General features: G+C 32.3%; 20 protein-coding genes and 1 pseudogene. 14 read left to right on the top strand and 7 right to left on the bottom strand.

What is annotated here, in order from left to right; translation table 11 throughout:
* Window positions 1-119: 119 nt before the first annotated feature.
* On the bottom strand, window positions 120-1,121 hold the full coding sequence (locus B3J26_RS10680) for an energy transducer TonB (RefSeq protein WP_114999849.1): 1,002 nt from the start codon (window positions 1,119-1,121) through the stop codon (window positions 120-122).
* A gap of 64 nt (window positions 1,122-1,185) precedes the next feature.
* Here B3J26_RS10680 and B3J26_RS10675 point away from each other — a divergent pair, with 64 nt between their 5' ends.
* The 8 genes from B3J26_RS10675 to B3J26_RS10640 all read left to right on the top strand — a co-directional run bounded on the left by B3J26_RS10675 (window position 1,186) and on the right by B3J26_RS10640 (window position 9,412).
* Window positions 1,186-1,836, top strand: a complete 651-nt coding sequence (locus tag B3J26_RS10675) for a hypothetical protein (protein WP_291074500.1) — start codon at window positions 1,186-1,188, stop codon at window positions 1,834-1,836.
* 111 nt (window positions 1,837-1,947) lie between these two features.
* Window positions 1,948-2,919 (top strand): tryptophan--tRNA ligase, encoded by a 972-nt coding sequence (gene trpS, locus B3J26_RS10670; protein WP_221854568.1) that lies wholly within the window; start codon window positions 1,948-1,950, stop codon window positions 2,917-2,919.
* Window positions 2,920-3,038: 119 nt separating this feature from the next.
* Window positions 3,039-3,368, top strand: a complete 330-nt coding sequence (locus B3J26_RS10665) for a HesB/IscA family protein (protein ID WP_125349067.1) — start codon at window positions 3,039-3,041, stop codon at window positions 3,366-3,368.
* Window position 3,369: 1 nt separating this feature from the next.
* Complete coding sequence (locus tag B3J26_RS10660) at window positions 3,370-4,224, top strand: hypothetical protein (RefSeq protein WP_221854567.1); 855 nt, start codon at window positions 3,370-3,372, stop codon at window positions 4,222-4,224.
* A gap of 4 nt (window positions 4,225-4,228) precedes the next feature.
* Window positions 4,229-5,686: a Fe-S cluster assembly protein SufB gene (gene sufB / locus B3J26_RS10655; RefSeq protein ID WP_038333579.1), complete on the top strand. Its 1,458-nt coding sequence runs from the start codon at window positions 4,229-4,231 to the stop codon at window positions 5,684-5,686.
* Between the two features lie 141 nt (window positions 5,687-5,827).
* A complete protein-coding gene (sufC, locus tag B3J26_RS10650) occupies window positions 5,828-6,583 on the top strand; it encodes a Fe-S cluster assembly ATPase SufC (protein WP_219035199.1) in 756 nt (251 codons plus the stop codon).
* Window positions 6,584-6,731: 148 nt separating this feature from the next.
* Window positions 6,732-8,051: a Fe-S cluster assembly protein SufD gene (sufD, locus tag B3J26_RS10645; protein WP_291074496.1), complete on the top strand. Its 1,320-nt coding sequence runs from the start codon at window positions 6,732-6,734 to the stop codon at window positions 8,049-8,051.
* Window positions 8,052-8,188: 137 nt separating this feature from the next.
* Window positions 8,189-9,412: an aminotransferase class V-fold PLP-dependent enzyme gene (locus B3J26_RS10640; RefSeq protein ID WP_291074494.1), complete on the top strand. Its 1,224-nt coding sequence runs from the start codon at window positions 8,189-8,191 to the stop codon at window positions 9,410-9,412.
* Between the two features lie 77 nt (window positions 9,413-9,489).
* Here the strand turns inward: B3J26_RS10640 and B3J26_RS10635 are convergent, their stop codons facing one another.
* The 3 genes from B3J26_RS10635 to B3J26_RS10625 all read right to left on the bottom strand — a co-directional run bounded on the left by B3J26_RS10635 (window position 9,490) and on the right by B3J26_RS10625 (window position 11,049).
* Entirely contained in the window at window positions 9,490-9,816 is a 327-nt protein-coding gene (locus tag B3J26_RS10635) for a single-stranded DNA-binding protein (RefSeq protein ID WP_125349072.1), read from the bottom strand.
* An 80-nt stretch (window positions 9,817-9,896) separates the two neighbouring features.
* Window positions 9,897-10,280, bottom strand: a complete 384-nt coding sequence (locus tag B3J26_RS10630) for a DUF3037 domain-containing protein (RefSeq protein ID WP_125349073.1) — start codon at window positions 10,278-10,280, stop codon at window positions 9,897-9,899.
* On the bottom strand, window positions 10,258-11,049 hold the full coding sequence (locus B3J26_RS10625) for a HipA family kinase (RefSeq protein ID WP_219035197.1): 792 nt from the start codon (window positions 11,047-11,049) through the stop codon (window positions 10,258-10,260). The genes B3J26_RS10630 and B3J26_RS10625 overlap by 23 nt, the downstream gene beginning before the upstream one ends.
* A gap of 109 nt (window positions 11,050-11,158) precedes the next feature.
* Between B3J26_RS10625 and B3J26_RS10620 the strand changes: the two genes are divergently transcribed.
* Both B3J26_RS10620 and B3J26_RS10615 read left to right on the top strand, forming a co-directional pair.
* Window positions 11,159-11,581, top strand: a complete 423-nt coding sequence (locus tag B3J26_RS10620) for a SanA/YdcF family protein (RefSeq protein WP_291074492.1) — start codon at window positions 11,159-11,161, stop codon at window positions 11,579-11,581.
* A complete protein-coding gene (locus B3J26_RS10615; RefSeq protein WP_291074520.1) occupies window positions 11,514-11,795 on the top strand; it encodes a hypothetical protein in 282 nt (93 codons plus the stop codon). The genes B3J26_RS10620 and B3J26_RS10615 overlap by 68 nt, the downstream gene beginning before the upstream one ends.
* Before the next feature lie 38 nt (window positions 11,796-11,833).
* On the opposite strand, the gene B3J26_RS10610 is transcribed toward B3J26_RS10615, so the two are convergent.
* The 3 genes from B3J26_RS10610 to B3J26_RS10600 all read right to left on the bottom strand — a co-directional run bounded on the left by B3J26_RS10610 (window position 11,834) and on the right by B3J26_RS10600 (window position 13,232).
* On the bottom strand, window positions 11,834-12,364 hold the full coding sequence (locus tag B3J26_RS10610) for an adenine phosphoribosyltransferase (protein ID WP_291063341.1): 531 nt from the start codon (window positions 12,362-12,364) through the stop codon (window positions 11,834-11,836).
* 94 nt (window positions 12,365-12,458) lie between these two features.
* A complete protein-coding gene (locus B3J26_RS10605; protein WP_286484564.1) occupies window positions 12,459-12,887 on the bottom strand; it encodes an acyl-CoA thioesterase in 429 nt (142 codons plus the stop codon).
* Window positions 12,888-12,971: 84 nt separating this feature from the next.
* Entirely contained in the window at window positions 12,972-13,232 is a 261-nt protein-coding gene (locus B3J26_RS10600) for a hypothetical protein (protein ID WP_114999876.1), read from the bottom strand.
* 256 nt (window positions 13,233-13,488) lie between these two features.
* Between B3J26_RS10600 and dnaA the strand changes: the two genes are divergently transcribed.
* From dnaA to B3J26_RS10580, 4 genes and pseudogenes are all read left to right on the top strand, one after another.
* Window positions 13,489-14,916: a chromosomal replication initiator protein DnaA gene (dnaA, locus tag B3J26_RS10595; protein WP_291074518.1), complete on the top strand. Its 1,428-nt coding sequence runs from the start codon at window positions 13,489-13,491 to the stop codon at window positions 14,914-14,916.
* An 18-nt stretch (window positions 14,917-14,934) separates the two neighbouring features.
* On the top strand, window positions 14,935-15,381 hold the full coding sequence (locus tag B3J26_RS10590) for a low molecular weight protein-tyrosine-phosphatase (protein ID WP_114999878.1): 447 nt from the start codon (window positions 14,935-14,937) through the stop codon (window positions 15,379-15,381).
* A 9-nt stretch (window positions 15,382-15,390) separates the two neighbouring features.
* Entirely contained in the window at window positions 15,391-16,098 is a 708-nt protein-coding gene (locus B3J26_RS10585; protein WP_291074490.1) for an SAM-dependent methyltransferase, read from the top strand.
* A gap of 189 nt (window positions 16,099-16,287) precedes the next feature.
* Window positions 16,288-16,682 (top strand): annotated as a pseudogene (locus tag B3J26_RS10580) (HU family DNA-binding protein).
* The last annotated feature ends 78 nt before the right edge of the window (window positions 16,683-16,760 follow it).

The raw sequence follows: 16,760 nt of genomic DNA, 5'->3' as shown, positions 1-16,760 counted from the left end.
ACGACAAATATGCATTTAAAGGAACTTTTTCGGAATAGATATTCAATTTCTTAAACAATAGAAACCATCACACTCAAAAAAAATGAATGCAATAGTTTCAGAAAGAAAAGTATTATTAATTATTCGTTTGTTTGAAATCTAACAGGAATTGAAAAGATTAAATTTGCATCAGAACCATCTTCTAATTTTGCAGGCGTTATTTTTTTACCTTTTCTTAGAATTTGTTTATTGATACGCTCCAACGCAGATTTAGCCTCTTTTCCTAAATCTTGATTACTTCCGCTTAATGGTTTTACTTGCGAAATTTCTCCATTTTTGTTTACAATAAATTGCATTTTCGCAACCGCAGAACCAATATTATTTCGAGAAGCAGTTTCGGCAAAATCACTTAATTCTCCACCCAATTCTTTCGAGATTTTATCACTCATACATTTTGTCAATGCAGCATTTCCTTTTTTGCTTTCGCTTTCACAACCAGGATAAATTGCCATTACCGCAGCATTTTTCGCTGTAATTGCAACATCAGGTTTTACAGGATCTGGTGTTTTTGGTCCTTCTGGAATGTCGGTATTTTGTTTACCTACTTTATTTCCTTCGTCACTTTCTTTTCCTCCACCAACTTGTCCATTCGATTTATCACCATCTCTATCAAAAGTGCCTAAATCTTTTCCTTTCAGTTCATCAACAGATTTTATAGTTTCTTCAACTTTTGGACTCTCTGTTGGAGTCGGAATAATATGTTTCGCCTGATCTGTTTTCAATTGAATTGTTTTTTCTTCCATCGGTGGATCTTCTTTTGGAGGAACTGCTTCTTCTTTTTTCTCTATTGGAGGAGTTTCAGGAATATAAATCGGACAAGCTATTACACTATTTTCATCAATTGTTGTAGCATTCATCGTTCTATTATTTGCATAAATAGTTCCACCAGTAATTAATGCAACAATACCAATCCCTACAAAAAGAGATTTCATCAAATCTTGGCTTGCAACTTGTCTCAGTTGATAAGCACCATATTCTTTGTTTCGATTTTCGAAAAGAATGTCTAAAAAAGCTTTGTTACTCATATCAATATAATTTAAGGTTAATGAATCTTTTTTCTTTATAGATTCATCTTTTTGCAAAAAGGTTGGTTGAGGTTTGAAAAATTTTCGAAAAAAGTTTAATTTTATTGAAAAGTAGATTTTTATGCAGCTACAAATTGATAAAAAATGCAATCAGAATTGGGACGAAATGAAGGATGCAGATTCGCAACAAAAGTTTTGTGATGTTTGTTCTAAATGTGTTCACGATTTGGATCATTATTCATTCAAAGAATTAAAAACTTTTCTGAATGATAATCCTGCCGCTTGTGTAAAAATTAAAACTAGAAATTTAGAACAGTTTAATTCATACGAAGCTTCAAAATCTATTTCTAATCAATCCAAAAGATGGTTACAACTTTCTTCTTTAGTTGGATTTTTGAGCTTTTCAACTATTACAAAAGCACAAACTGAGAATGATTCGATTATTGTACAAGGGATTATTAATGATGGTAATGGTTTTCCAGAATCTGATGTTCCTGTGAATCTTAAAAATTCGAAAAATATTGTATATACAAATGAAAATGGTGAGTTTAAAATAAAAGTTCCGAAAAACCAAGATTCTTATACATTAGAATATGGTAGTTTTGGAATTAAAGAATTTACTTTTACAAACCCTTCTGTGTGTCAAAATATAAAAACAGAAACTGGAGATGTTCTTTTAGGTGAAGTTGTTTATCATAAGAAATCACTTTTCTTTAGAAAAATAGGTCGCACAATCACTTGGCCATTTCGACAAATTGGGAAGATTTTTTAGTTGATCCATATGTTTTTCGTCATTCTTGTCAATTAATTCAAATAAACTTCTCGTTACAATTGGTGCATTTCGTTGATTAAGTTTATCTTTGTTCCTTAAATTTTTAAACAAATGCCAAGAATACTTACAGGAGTTCAAGCTACTGGAACTCCGCACTTAGGAAATATTTTAGGAGCAATTTCTCCCGCAATCGAATTAACGGAGAAAGAAGGAAATGACTCTTTCATTTTTATTGCTGATTTACACGCTTTAACGCAAATTAAAGACGCGGAAGTGTTAAAACAAAATACGTACGAAGTGGCTGCAACTTGGCTGGCATTAGGTTTAGATCCTTCGAAAGTAGTTTTTTACCGTCAATCTGATGTGACTGAAACAACAGAATTAACATGGTATTTATTGAACTTCTTTCCATTTCAACGTCTTACTTTAGCGCATTCTTTCAAGGATAAAGCAGATTATTTAGCAGATGTAAATGCTGGATTATTTACGTATCCAATTTTGATGGCTGCGGATATTTTATTGTATGATGCTGAAGTTGTACCTGTTGGGAAAGATCAATTGCAACATTTAGAAATTACACGTAGTGTTGCCGAAAAATTCAATCACCAAATGGGAGAAAATTTTGTTTTACCACAAGCTGCAATCGACGAAAATATTATGTTGATTCCAGGAACTGATGGAAACAAAATGTCTAAATCAAGAAATAATTTCATCAATATTTTCTTACCAGAAAAACAATTGCGCAAGCAAGTAATGTCGATTGAAACGGATTCAACGCCATTAGAAGATCCAAAAAATCCAGATACAGACAATGTTTTTGCTTTATACAAATTATTGGCAACGCCAGAACAAATAGAGGAAATGCGTCAAAATTATTTGAATGGAGGTTACGGATATGGTCATGCAAAACAGGCTTTATACGAATTGATTTTAGAGAAATATGCTGATGCGCGTACTAAGTTTGATGAATTGATGAATGATAAAGTGACTTTGGATGCATTTTTAGAAAATGGAGCATTGAAAGCAAGAGGTGTTGCACAAAAAGTATTGAAACGTACACGAAACAAATTGGGATTGAAGTAATTTGATCCAATTGTAAGTTGGCGATAAATAATATAACTTAAGCGATTGTTAATATTTATATAGTTCATTATTTGAAGTCATTTTAAATAAGTATCTTTGCAATATAAAATTATAATCAAATGATTAAGGTTTCAGAATCAGCAAAAAATAAAATAATTTCACTTTTACAGGAAGAAGGAACTTCTATCGAAGAATCTTTTGTTCGCGTAGGAGTTACGAGTGGAGGATGTTCAGGTTTAAACTATAATTTAGAGTTTACGAAAGAACAAAACGCAGATGACAAATTGTTTGACGACAATGGCGTAAGAATTTTGGTTGACAAAAAATCATTTTTATACCTTGTTGGAATGACATTAGAATATTCGGGAGGATTGAATGGGAAAGGTTTTGTATTCAATAATCCAAATGCATCGCGCACGTGCGGTTGTGGAGAAAGTTTTGCTGTTTAAGATGAAAAAAATAGCTTTATTCGTTACGTTTTTGATTGGTTTTGTTGCTTTTGGACAAAATACAATTGTAGAAAAAGATTTGATGGTTTTTCAACCAACCGAATCTTCAAAAAAATTGAATAAAGCTTATTCAGAACAACTATTTTTCGGTTTGTTTAATGTAAAACCTTTTATAAAAGCGTTGGATTTAGACGAATCAAAAATCAAAACAATCACCATTACCAATGCATCAAACAAAAAAGTTGCGTACAAAGCAAATTATGATGCGACAGGAAATCTTCTTGATTTTGAATTGACAGATGAGGTTGCAACACCAACTAAAGTAAGTTATACGTACAAAGATGGTGTAATTTCTGCTGAAACAATAGCAAGAAAAGGAAGTGAAGTAAAAACAAATCAATTCTTTTATGACCAAGAAAATATGTATGTCAAAAACGGAAATAAACTATTTGATATCATTTGGTTAGAAGGAGATGTGATGTTGAAGAAAACCTATATGGAGCAGAAAATTGGTTTCGAAGATCGATTAATGCACGATTGTAGAATTACAAAATCATTAGGTCAAGACATTAATAAGATTTGTTATAGCAATTCGACATTTCAGGTGCCATTCAAAATAAAAGAATATACACCAGATGTTGCGCAAAAAACAGAAAAAATTAATTTGGTAGAAGGACCTTGGTCAGAAATTAAATTAATTGCTCAAAATAAATATCAGATTTCGAAAAATAATCAACCACAATTTGAGGTGATTTTAGATCAAAATCAACGATTAAAAGAATTCAAATTTTTAGGAAATAAAGCTGATAAACAGCAACCTTTACAGTTTAATTTTACCTATACATTTTATAAATAATAAGATGAGTAACACAAAATATACAGAAGACGATCTACGTGAAGATCTTGCTAGCCAAAAGCAATATGAGTTTGGTTGGACGACTGAAATGGAATATGAAGAATTCCCAGTTGGATTGAATGAAGATATCGTGCGTGCTATTTCAGCCAAAAAAGAGGAGCCTGAGTGGATGACGGAATGGCGTTTGGAAGCTTACCGCGCTTGGGTTAAAATGGAAGAACCAGAATGGGCAAACGTAACTTACGAAAAGCCAGATTTTCAGGCTATTCAGTATTATGCAGCTCCAAAACCAAAGAAAGAATTAGCAAGTTTAGACGAAGTTGATCCTGAATTATTAAAAACTTTCGAGAAATTAGGAATTTCTTTAGATGAACAAAAACGTTTGTCTGGAGTTGCGATTGATGTGGTTTTTGATTCAGTTTCAGTAAAAACAACTTTCCGCGAAACATTAGCAGAAAAAGGAATTATTTTTATGTCAATTTCGGAAGCAATTAAAGAACATCCAGAATTGGTGAAAAAATACATTGGTAAAGTAGTTCCGCCAACAGATAACTTTTATGCAGCTTTAAACTCGGCAGTTTTCTCGGATGGATCATTCTGTTATATTCCAAAAGGTGTTCGTTGTCCAATGGAATTGTCAACGTATTTCCGTATCAACTCCGCAGGAACAGGACAGTTTGAGCGTACTCTATTAATTGCGGACGAAGGTTCTTATGTTTCGTATTTAGAAGGTTGTACAGCCCCAATGCGTGATGAAAACCAATTACACGCTGCTGTGGTTGAGTTAATCATTATGGATGATGCTGAAATCAAATATTCTACAGTACAAAACTGGTATCCAGGTGATGATAAAGGAAAAGGTGGAGTTTTCAACTTTGTAACAAAACGTGCAGTTTGTGAGAAAAATGCAAAAGTGTCGTGGACGCAAGTTGAAACAGGTTCTGCGGTAACTTGGAAATATCCTTCTTGTATTTTAAAAGGAGATAATTCGGTAGGTGAGTTTTACTCAATTGCGGTAACAAATAATTATCAACAAGCGGATACAGGAACAAAAATGATTCATATCGGTAAGAATACGAAATCGACAATTATTTCGAAAGGTATTTCTGCTGGTAAATCTCAAAACTCTTACCGTGGTTTGGTGAAAGTAATGAAGAATGCTGAAGGAGCACGTAACTTCTCACAATGTGATTCATTGTTGATGGGTAACGAGTGTGGTGCGCATACTTTCCCTTACATTGAGATTGAAAATAAATCGGCTCAATTAGAGCACGAAGCAACAACTTCTAAAATTGGTGAAGATCAATTGTTCTATTGTAATCAACGTGGTATCGATACAGAAAAAGCGATTGCATTAATCGTAAATGGTTTTAGCCGCGAAGTATTAGACAAATTACCAATGGAGTTTGCTGTTGAAGCGAAAAAATTATTAGAAATCTCATTAGAAGGTTCTGTAGGATAGTTTTTAGAAACTAGAATTGAGAAGTTAGAAATTAACAATAATAAACAGATATATAGATGGAGGATGCTAAAAATCTGACATCTAATATCAAAATCAAGATAATTAGAAAATTATCACATTAACTAATTTACAAATTAGATTATGTTATTAAATATAAAAGACTTACACGCTCGTATCGAAGAGCGCGAAATTTTAAAAGGTTTAAACCTTCAAATTAATCCAGGTGAAGTTCACGCGATTATGGGACCTAATGGTGCAGGAAAATCAACTTTATCTAACGTTATTACAGGTAAAGAAGATTACGAAGTAACGGATGGTGATATCGAGTTTGACAATGAATCAATCTTAGAATTAGCACCAGAAGAAAGAGCACAAAAAGGAATTTTTATGTCTTTCCAATATCCAATCGAAATTCCTGGAGTTTCTGTAACAAATTTCATCAAAACTTCTATCAACGAAACGCGTAAAGCGCAAGGTTTAGAAGAAATGGGAGCTTCAGAAATGTTAAAAGAAATTCGTGCAAAAGCAGAATTATTAGGAATCAAAAAAGATTTCTTATCTCGTTCACTTAATGAAGGTTTCTCTGGAGGTGAGAAAAAACGTAACGAAATTTTCCAAATGTTAATGTTAAACCCAAAATTAGCCATCTTAGATGAAACTGATTCTGGTTTAGATATTGATGCTTTACGTATTGTTGCGGATGGTGTAAACGAATTCAAAAATGAAAACAATGGAGTGTTAGTAATTACACACTACCAACGTTTATTAGACTATATCGTTCCTGATTTTGTACACGTTTTAGCAGATGGAAAAATCATTAAATCTGGTGGTAAAGAATTAGCTTTAGAATTAGAAGCAAAAGGTTACGACTGGGTAAAAGAAGAAGCAGGAATCTAATTAATTTAGAAGTTAGATATTAGAAGTTAGATAGCAGATATTAGAAGTTAGAAAGTGGTTATAAAATATTTTTAAATCCAGAATCTAAATCTAAAATCTGAAGTCTGAAATCTAAAATCTGAAATCTAAAATCTAAAATCTTATAAAGATGATTGATTTAAAAGAAAATTTAGTTTCTCGTCATTTAGTGTTCAACGAAAAAAATAAAGTGAATAAAGGAATCGAAGGTTTACGTCAAGAAGCCATCGAAATCTTTAATCAAAAAGGTTTTCCGACACGTAAAGACGAAGAATGGAAATATACAAATCTTGCTCCTTTGTTGAAGGTGGATTACAAATTGTTCCCAGAAGACGAAGTTGCAGTAGAGTACAAAGACATCAAGAAATATTTGATTAATGATATTGATACATATACAATCGTATTCATTAACGGAAAATATTCTTCGTTTTTGTCAAATACAACACATGATGAAGCTGATATTTGTGTCTTGTCAAGCGCAATGCATAAAACAACTCATCAAGCTGTAATTGAGAATTATTACGGAAAAATTGCGAAAAAAGACGAAAGTTTAGTTGCTTTAAATACTGCTTTTGCAAAAGATGGAACTTACATTTATATTCCAAATAATGTGATTTTATCTAAGCCAATTCAGATTGTTTATTTCTCAACAGGAGCTTCTCAAGAAGCGATGTATCAACCACGTAATTTGGTTGTAGTTGGAGATAATGCACAAGTTCAAATTATCGAAAGACATCAAACATTAGACGAAAAAGCAAACCTAACAAATGTTGTTTCGGAGGTGAATGTTGGACGTAATTCTGAAATTCATTGGTACAAATTCCAAAATGATTCTAACGATGCTTCTTTAGTTGACAATACATATATCAACCAAGAAAGAGATTCTCGTGCCAATGTATTTACATTTGCTTTTGGAGGAAAAATTGTACGTAACAATTTGAATTTCTTCCAGAATGGAGAAAATTGTAACTCTGTAATGGACGGAATTACTGTGATTGATGGAAAACAACATATCGATCATCATACATTTGTGGAGCATAATTTCCCGAATTGTGAGTCGCACGAATTGTACAAAGGGATTTATGATGAGAAAGCACAAGGTGTTTTCAATGGTAAAATCTATGTACACAAAGAAGCACAAAAATTAAATGCATTCCAACAAAATAATAATGTTTTATTATCTGATGGAGCTTCAATTAATACAAAACCTCAATTAGAGATCTTTGCTGATGATGTAAAATGTTCACATGGATGTACAGTTGGGCAATTAGAAGAAGAATCTTTATTCTATATGCAACAACGTGGTATTCCAAAAAAAGAAGCGAAAGCAATGTTATTGTATGCTTTTGCTGCAGACGCTTTACGACATGTGCAAATTCCACAAATCTCAAATCGAGTAAACGCTATAATTGCAAAAAAATTAGGGGTTAGTTTAGATTTCGAATTATAAAATATAGTTCTGAGTTATACGTAATAAGTTTTAAGTAGAACTTATTTTGAAATATAAAGTAAGTATTTGAAACTATTTTTGAATACTTACTTTTTTATTACACATAGCTCACAACTCATCACTCAAAACTTAAAAAAATGTCAATAGATATTCAACAAATAAGAAGTCAATTTCCAATTTTAGAGAGAGAAGTCAATGGAAAGCCATTGGTTTATTTAGATAATGGTGCAACTTCTCAAAAACCGAAAGTTGTTTTAGATGTTTTGGACGAATATTACGAAAAGTACAATGCAAATGTACACCGTGGAATTCATACATTAAGTCAAGAAGCAACAGATTTGATGGAAGAATCGCGTCGTAAGATTCAGAAATTTATCAATGCGAAACAAGATTACGAAATTATTTTTACGCGTGGAACAACGGAAGGAATTAATTTAGTTTCTAATTCACTTCGTAATATCCTAACAGCGGATGATGAAATTATTATTACCGAAATCGAGCATCATTCTAACATCGTTCCTTGGCAATTGTTGTGTCAGCGAACTGGTGCTAAATTGAAATATATTCCGTTAACTGCAGAAGGTATTTTGGATATTGAGAAGTTGGATGATTTATTGACAGATAAAACCAAATTAGTTTGTGTTAATCAAGTTTCAAATGCATTAGGTGTTGTAAATCCGATCAAAACAATTATCGAAAAAGCGCATGCAAAAGGTGCTTGGGTTTTGATTGATGCGGCACAATCTGCTCCACATACTGCAATTGATGTTCAAGCAATGGATTGTGATTTCTTGGTTTTTTCTGGTCATAAAATGTACGGTCCAACTGGAATCGGTATTTTGTATGGAAAAGAAGATATTTTGAATGAATTACCACCTTTCCACGGAGGAGGAGAGATGATAAAAGATGTAACAATGGAGGTTTCAACATACGCTTGTTTACCTTTCAAATTCGAAGCTGGTACACCAGATATTGCAGGAATTATCGGACTTGGAGCTGCGGTAGATTTTATCAATTCTATTGGAATGCAAACGATTCACGATTACGAAAAAGAATTGGTAGATTATACAATTCAACGTCTATCAGAATTTGATGAAGTGGAGATTTATGCAAAAGATGCAGAACATTCTGGCGCAGTTTCTTTCAACTTAAAATTTGACGGCGTTCATTCATCTGATGTCGGAATGATTTTGGATAAAAAAGGAATTGCTGTTCGTACTGGTCATCATTGTGCACAACCAATTATGCAGCATTTCAATATTCCGGGAACGGTACGAGCTTCATTCGCTGTTTATAATACAAAAGAAGAAATAGATACATTTATTGAAGGTCTAAAAACCGCGATTCGAATGTTAGGATAATTCATATTCCAAATTTATTTTGGAATCTTATAAAATAATAAAAGGGAAACATCACTGTTTCCCTTTTATTTTAAACGCTAAAGAAGTACAATTTCATCAATTATAATTTCTGTAATCGTTTTTTGTTGACCATCTTTATCTTGATAATCTCGGTAAGTCAATTTGCCTTCTATAGCAAGTTGCTTCCCTTTTTCTACATGTTTTTCGATCACATTTACAATTGGTCCGTAAGCAACTAAATTGTGCCACGTCGTTTGCTGAACTTTCTCACCTTTGCTATTTGTGTAGCTTTCGTTCGTTGCTAGACTAAATTTTGTAAACTTCTTTTCGTTTTCTAATGTTTTAACATCAGGATTGCTACCAACATTCCCAATTAGCTGAACTTTGTTTCTTAATGTACTCATGGCGATAAATAATTTAAAATTAATGTATGACCAAATTTAAGAAAATATTTTTAAAACATTCGTTTTTAAGTATTTAACTTTTATAAAACATGTTCTTTATATAATTGATCCAAGGTTTTATCAAGGTTTGTTGTTTTACCAGGATGCGGACGAGAACTTTGGATAGACGAACTTCTGACAGCTGTTAACCAACGAAAACGTTCAGGGGTTTCGAAATTAGATACAGCAGATTCGGGATGAATTCCTTCGGCAATTTTAGACAAAGCATTCAAATTACTGTCAATAAAATCAAGATCTAATTCGTGGCAAAAAGCATTGATTCTACTATCATTAATAAAATATTTTACTTTCAAATAATCTTCTTTTTTCGAAAATAAAATTACTCCAACATTGATAAACTCTTCGCGTTCAACTTTAGGAACCAAACGAAGAATTGCATACTCATATAAGATTTTTTCTGGCATTATTCGCTTCGTTTATAAAAAGTTCGGAATGTTGTAATCGTGTTTTGATAAATGTTTTGTAAACCGTTCTCATTTCTTCGTGAGTAGCATGTGTAACTTCTGTTTCTAACCATTCATCAGGAATCAAATCGACAATTTTATCAATGATTTCATCATTCAAAATCGCTTTAAATTCTGTATCAACTTCTTCAAGTTTTGTAGCATTTTTCAATAGAACATGGTCTTTAATTGGCGTAAAGGGTGCAAGAGCTGCTTTTTCCCAATTGTCCCACGAATGATGAAAATAATAGGAAGCACCATGATCAATCAACCACAATTCTTTGTGCCACATTAACATATTTGTATTGCGAAAAGTACGATCAACATTCGTCAAAAAAGCATCTAACCAAACAATTTGAGAAGATAATTTATCATCAATTTTCATTACAGCAGGATCATAATTGATTGCACCAGATAAATAATGCAAAGCCAAATTAGTTCCTTCGCTAAATTTTAACAAATCCTGAATTTCTTCATCAGCTTCGGATTGACCAAAATATTCGTCCAAATTTGCAAAAACTAATTCAGGAACTTTAAATCCTAAAACACGTGCAATTTCTCCTCCTAATAATTCAGAAATCAGCATGCGAGGACCATGACCAGCACCTTTAAATTTTAAAACATATTTAAAACCGTCATCTGCATCAGCTAGTGCAGGCAAAGAACCACCTTCGCGCAAAGGTTGCAAATAGCGTTCAACGGTAACTGTTCTTAACTCAATCTCATTCATTCTCTAAAATTACGATGAAAAATTTAAAATAATTTTCACATTTATAATTTTTAAATATCACTAAACTTATAGACTGTTGAATGTTAAAATTTTTTAAAACAAAAGATAGTTGAGTAAACTTGTAAAAATAGGAAGATTTGTAATGCGTAAAAGTATGTTTATCGCTGGATTAATAGCGGTTTTTACTTTGATCGTTGCATTGATTATTCAAGTTTTTACTTCGTATTACATTTACAATTATCAAGGAAATATTCCGTCAGATTATCGTGTGGCAGTTGTTTTTGGTGCAAAAGTGCAAGCTAATGGACAACCAACTCGTTTTTTGAAAGATCGTTTGGATGCTGCAATTCGACTTTACAAAGAGGATCAAGTGGATGTAATTTTACTTTCTGGAGAAAAACTTCACGAGAATTTTAATGAAATTGATGTGATGGAAAAATACTTGTTGGATAGAGGTGTCAAAATTGAAGATACTTATCTCGATGGGGCAGGTTTGGACACGTATAGCACGATTTATAGATTATCAATTTGATAAAGTGATTTTAATTTCTCAATCTTATCATCTCAAAAGAGCGCTTTTCTTAGGAAAAGTTTTCGGATTGGATTGTATTGGATATAATGCGGATAGCGGACCTTATAAAACGGAAGGTAAACAGAGTTTTAGAGAAATTTTAGCGAATATAAAAGCTTTGTTGGATATTGGGAATGAAAGAGCGCCAGAAGTGATTATAGCGCCTAAAAAATAAAAAAAACTCCGCTCAAAATTTTGAGCGGAGTTTTTAGTTTAATATTCTATTAAAGTAACAATATCAGTTGTAAAAGATGTTAATTTATCTTTTCCGTTTAAGAAAGTCAAATCAACAATAAAAGAAAACTGTGTTGTTTTTCCACCACATTTTTCTACTAATTTAGCACAAGCTTCGGCAGTTCCACCAGTTGCTAAAACATCGTCGTGAATTAGAACTCGCGCACCATCTTTGATGTAATTCGAATTTACTTCGATAGTTGCTTGTCCATATTCCAAATCATAAGATTGACTAATTGTTGGAGGAGGTAATTTACCAGCTTTACGAATTAATACAAAAGGAACTTTTAATTTTTGTGCAATCTGAATTCCGTACAAAAATCCACGGCTTTCAATTCCACAAACAATATCCACTTTACCTTTTGCTTTTTCTACAAAAGCGTCTACAATTTCATCCGAAAGTTCAGGATTTAAGAACAATGGAGTAATGTCTTTGTAGACAATTCCTTCTTTTGGAAAATCGATAACGTCTACAATCGTTTGATTGATTTTTTCTTGAAGTGTTGACATTCGTTTTTTAATCATGTTTTGTTAAGGAACAAATTTAATGAGAAATCATTTGCAAGAATTTGTTTTAACGAATAATTAATGATTCTAAATAATATTATAAACCTAAACTTGTCCAAATACGTTCTGGAATACGAACAGGACGACGAGTTTCGGCATCAATACAACATAAAATAGTGTATCCTTGATTAATTATTTTTCCCGCTTCATTATATATATTATAATCAAATCGAATGCGAACACCTTTGTCACGCTCATGAACTGTAGTTTCAATTTCGATTAATTCATCGTACAAAGCGCTACCAATATATTTTGTATGCATTTCGATAATCGGCATCTGAATTCCCATTGCTTCCAATTCGGCATAAGGAAAACCACGTTCACGCATCAATTCTACACGACCAATTTCATAAAACTCTGGATAGTTTCCGTAATAAACCACTTTCATTTGATCGGTGTGTTTATACAGAATACGAGTTTTGGTGCGAAAAACATTTAATTGTTCGGTTTGTTCTATCTTCTCCATAATTTTCTAAAACATCATTTTAATCTTCAAAAGTAGAGAACAAAAAAAAGACTTTATCATTAATTATATAAAAAATGAAAAAGTCTATTCAGTAATTTTTTTGTAATCCATCCAACTAAAAGAAGTTTGCGAAGAATCTTTTTGCTCTTCTTTTAAAAAATCATATTGAATTTGAATAATCGTTTTGAAAGTGGGATTTGCTATTTCATAATAAAAAGTCCTTACATTTTCTTCTTCACCTTGTTCAATTCGTAAAAGAGAAAAATTATTTTTGATGCCCAAATCATTTAAATGATTTTCTACTTTGATAATTGCGAAGTCAATTTTTTCTTGTGTAATTTCCATAGTAATACAAAAATAAGAATTAATAGTTTTATAAGCCAAAATATGTCCGAAAAAGATTATCTTTGCAGTACTTTTATTTTGTCTAAAACTACTTATTGATTATTTTGAATTATACAAAGTATTTTTTAATATATCAATACCTAAATCATTTTTTTTATTCAAAATTTGTTCACAATTTTGTAGAGAAGTGTTGATGAAAATTTAACATTGACTTTCAATATTTTACATTAAAACTTAAGCACTTTTGGACAATATTATGACGATAACTGCAAATTCTGTGTGGGAAAAATGCTTGTCTTTTATAAAAGATAACATTGCAGAAGATGCCTTCAATACTTGGTTTGTACCGATACGTCCGGGCAAACTAAATAATAATGTTTTAACAATACAAGTACCAAGTAAATTTTTTTACGAATGGCTAGAGGAACATTATATCAAAATTTTAAAAAGTGCCTTACAAAAAGAATTAGGTTCTGATGCAAAATTGGTATACAGTATTTTGATGGATCAAAAGTCGCAAGGACGTGAACCATTTACGGTACGTATTCCAAGTTCGAACAAAGAAAAACCTCGCCCACAAGAGGTAGAAGCGCCAATTAATTTGCAAGCTGGTAAAATGATGAATCCTTTCGTTATTCCAGGATTGCAAAAATTAAAAATTGATTCGCAATTAAATCATAACTATACATTCAATAATTTTATCGAAGGAGAATCAAATCGATTAGCTCGTGCGGCTGGTCGTGCGATTGCCAAACGCCCAGGAGGGACTTCGTTCAATCCTCTATTCATCTATGGTGGAGTAGGGTTAGGAAAAACTCATTTGGTGCATGCGATAGGTTTAGAAGTAAAAGATTTGCATCCAGATAAAACTGTTTTGTATGTTTCAACTGAGAAATTTACACAACAATTTATAGAAGCTGTAAAAAATAATAATCAAAATGATTTCATTCACTTTTACCAAATGATTGATGTTTTGATTATGGATGATATTCAGTTTTTATCTGGAAAAGCAAAAACGCAAGAAGTTTTCTTCCATATATTTAACCATTTACATCAAAGAGGAAATCAGATCATTTTGACTTCGGATAAATCTCCAGCAGATATTCAAGATATGGAAGATCGATTAATTTCTCGTTTCAAATGGGGATTATCAGCCGATTTGCAAAATCCTGATTATAATACACGTCTTTCTATTTTGAAACAAAAATTAGAAAACGATGGTATCGAATTTCCTGATGAAGTAATGGATTATATTGCACAAAATATTGATACAAATGTGCGTGAATTAGAAGGTTCATTAAACTCTATTATTGCGCAAGCAACATTAAATAAACGTGAAATTACGTTAGATTTAACTGCGCGTACGTTATCAAAATTAGTACAAACAGCTCGCAAAGAAATCTCGATTGATTATATTCAGAAAACAGTTTGTGAATACTTTAAAGTGAAGATTGAAGATATTCAGTCTAAAACACGTAAACGTGATGTGGTGCAAGCGCGTCAATTAGCAATGTATTTTGCAAAACAATATACAAAAGCGTCTTTGGCAAGTATTGGAACACAAATTGGTAAACGTGATCACGCAACAGTTTTACACGCTTGTAAAACAGTGAAGAATTTACAAGAAACGGACAAGCAATTCCGTGGTTATATCGAAGATATTTCACGTAAAATTGCAGATTAATCTATAAATATTTTTTCAATGAAAATTTTGATGGTTTGTTTAGGTAATATTTGTCGTTCTCCGTTGGCAGAAGGAATTTTACAAGCAAAGGTTGGCGACAATCATTTGGTAGATTCTGCTGGTACGGGTGATTGGCATGTTGGTGAACAACCAGATAGACGCTCGGTTGCGGTTGCTAAAAAATATGGTGTTGATATTTCTGATCAACGTGCCATGCATTTCAATCCAGTTTTTTTCGATGAGTTTGATTTAATCTTTGCAATGGATGAACAAAATTTAATCGATTTGCAACAATTGACTCGAAACGAAGAAGAGCAAAGCAAAATTAAATTGATCTTGAAAGATGGAATAGGGCAAACGCAAAATGTACCTGATCCTTACTACGATGGTGAAGATGCTTTCGAGCATGTTTACCAATTATTATATGAAGCCACAGACGGAATCATCAAAAAATACAATCTTTAAAATTATACAATGAAAACGGCTAAAGTTTATTTGATTCCTTCACTTTTAGGTGAAAGCGAACACAGTAGAGTATTGCCTTTATACAATCTTGACGTTATTCGTGCAATTGATACGTTTGTGGTAGAAAACGAAAAATCTGCTCGTAAATTTATCAAACAAGTTTGCCCTGAAAAAGTTCAAGCCGATTTAGATATTTACATTCTAAACAAAGATACAGAGCCAGAAGAAATGTTAGATTTGATCAAATTATTTGATCAAAACAAAACGATCGGAATTATTTCCGAAGCTGGTTTGCCTGCGGTTGCAGATCCGGGTGCGCAGTTGGTAAAAGTTGCGCAACAGAAACGCATCCAGGTAGTTCCTTTGGTTGGTCCATCGTCGATTTTGTTGGCGTTAATGGCTTCTGGAATGAATGGTCAAAACTTTGCTTTTCACGGTTATTTACCAATCGATAAAACAGAACGTAATAAGAAATTAGCGCATTTGGAAGCTGAAAGCGCGAAAACGGGAATTGCTCAAATTTTTATGGAAACGCCTTATCGTAACAATCAAATGGTAGACGATTTAACGAAGATTCTTCGTGCTGAAACTAAGATTTGTGTCGCGTGTCATATTACATTAGAGGACGAAGATATCCGAACATTATCTATTAAAGAATGGAAAAATGAGAAGTATGATTTTCATAAACGTCCTGCTATTTTTGTGATGCAAGCTTAATATAATTATAATTTAAAAAATAATAGATCAACACTTCGTGTTTCTTTTCGCGAGTCGTTTATCCAAAGTAAATAAAATAGCCAACTTAATACTAAGTTGGCTATTTTATTTAATCATTTTTTGTGTCTTGTTGAGTATTAATAAAAAATAACTATCTTAATACAAATTAATTAACCAAAACAATATGCTATGGCAATAAAATTTAACTTAGTAGAAAAACCGCAACCAGGAGTAGCTGGAGGAGGTGTTAAAAATGGTATGCAACCGCAAAAACCGATGGCGAAGCTAGCATTGATGAATTAACAGCGGAAATAGAAAAGTTTTCTGCACTTTCTGAAGCTGATATTCGAGGAGTTATCATTGCGTTAGAAAATGTAATTATTAACCAAATTGTAAATGGAAAAATTGTACGCTTGGACAAGTTAGGTAGTTTTTATCCTAGCTTAAGTAGTGAAGGAGCAGCTAACGAGACTGATTTTAATACCAATTTAATTAAAGGTGCAAAGATTAATTACCGACCAGGTAAACGTATTTCTGATGCATTAAAAATTGCTAAATTTCAGAAGGTAAAGAGAGTGCTGTAAAAAGGAAGCTTCTTTTCGACCAACAAGAAGCTTCCTTTTTACTAATTAGAAGCCTCTTGTAATCTTCCCTAAAAACCG

It is taken from the genome of Empedobacter sp. UBA5987 (assembly GCF_002429865.1).
In the GTDB taxonomy this organism is placed as follows: domain Bacteria; phylum Bacteroidota; class Bacteroidia; order Flavobacteriales; family Weeksellaceae; genus Empedobacter; species Empedobacter falsenii_B.
Note: the sequence above shows the minus strand (reverse complement) of the source record. Positions and strands in the feature narration are given on the sequence as shown.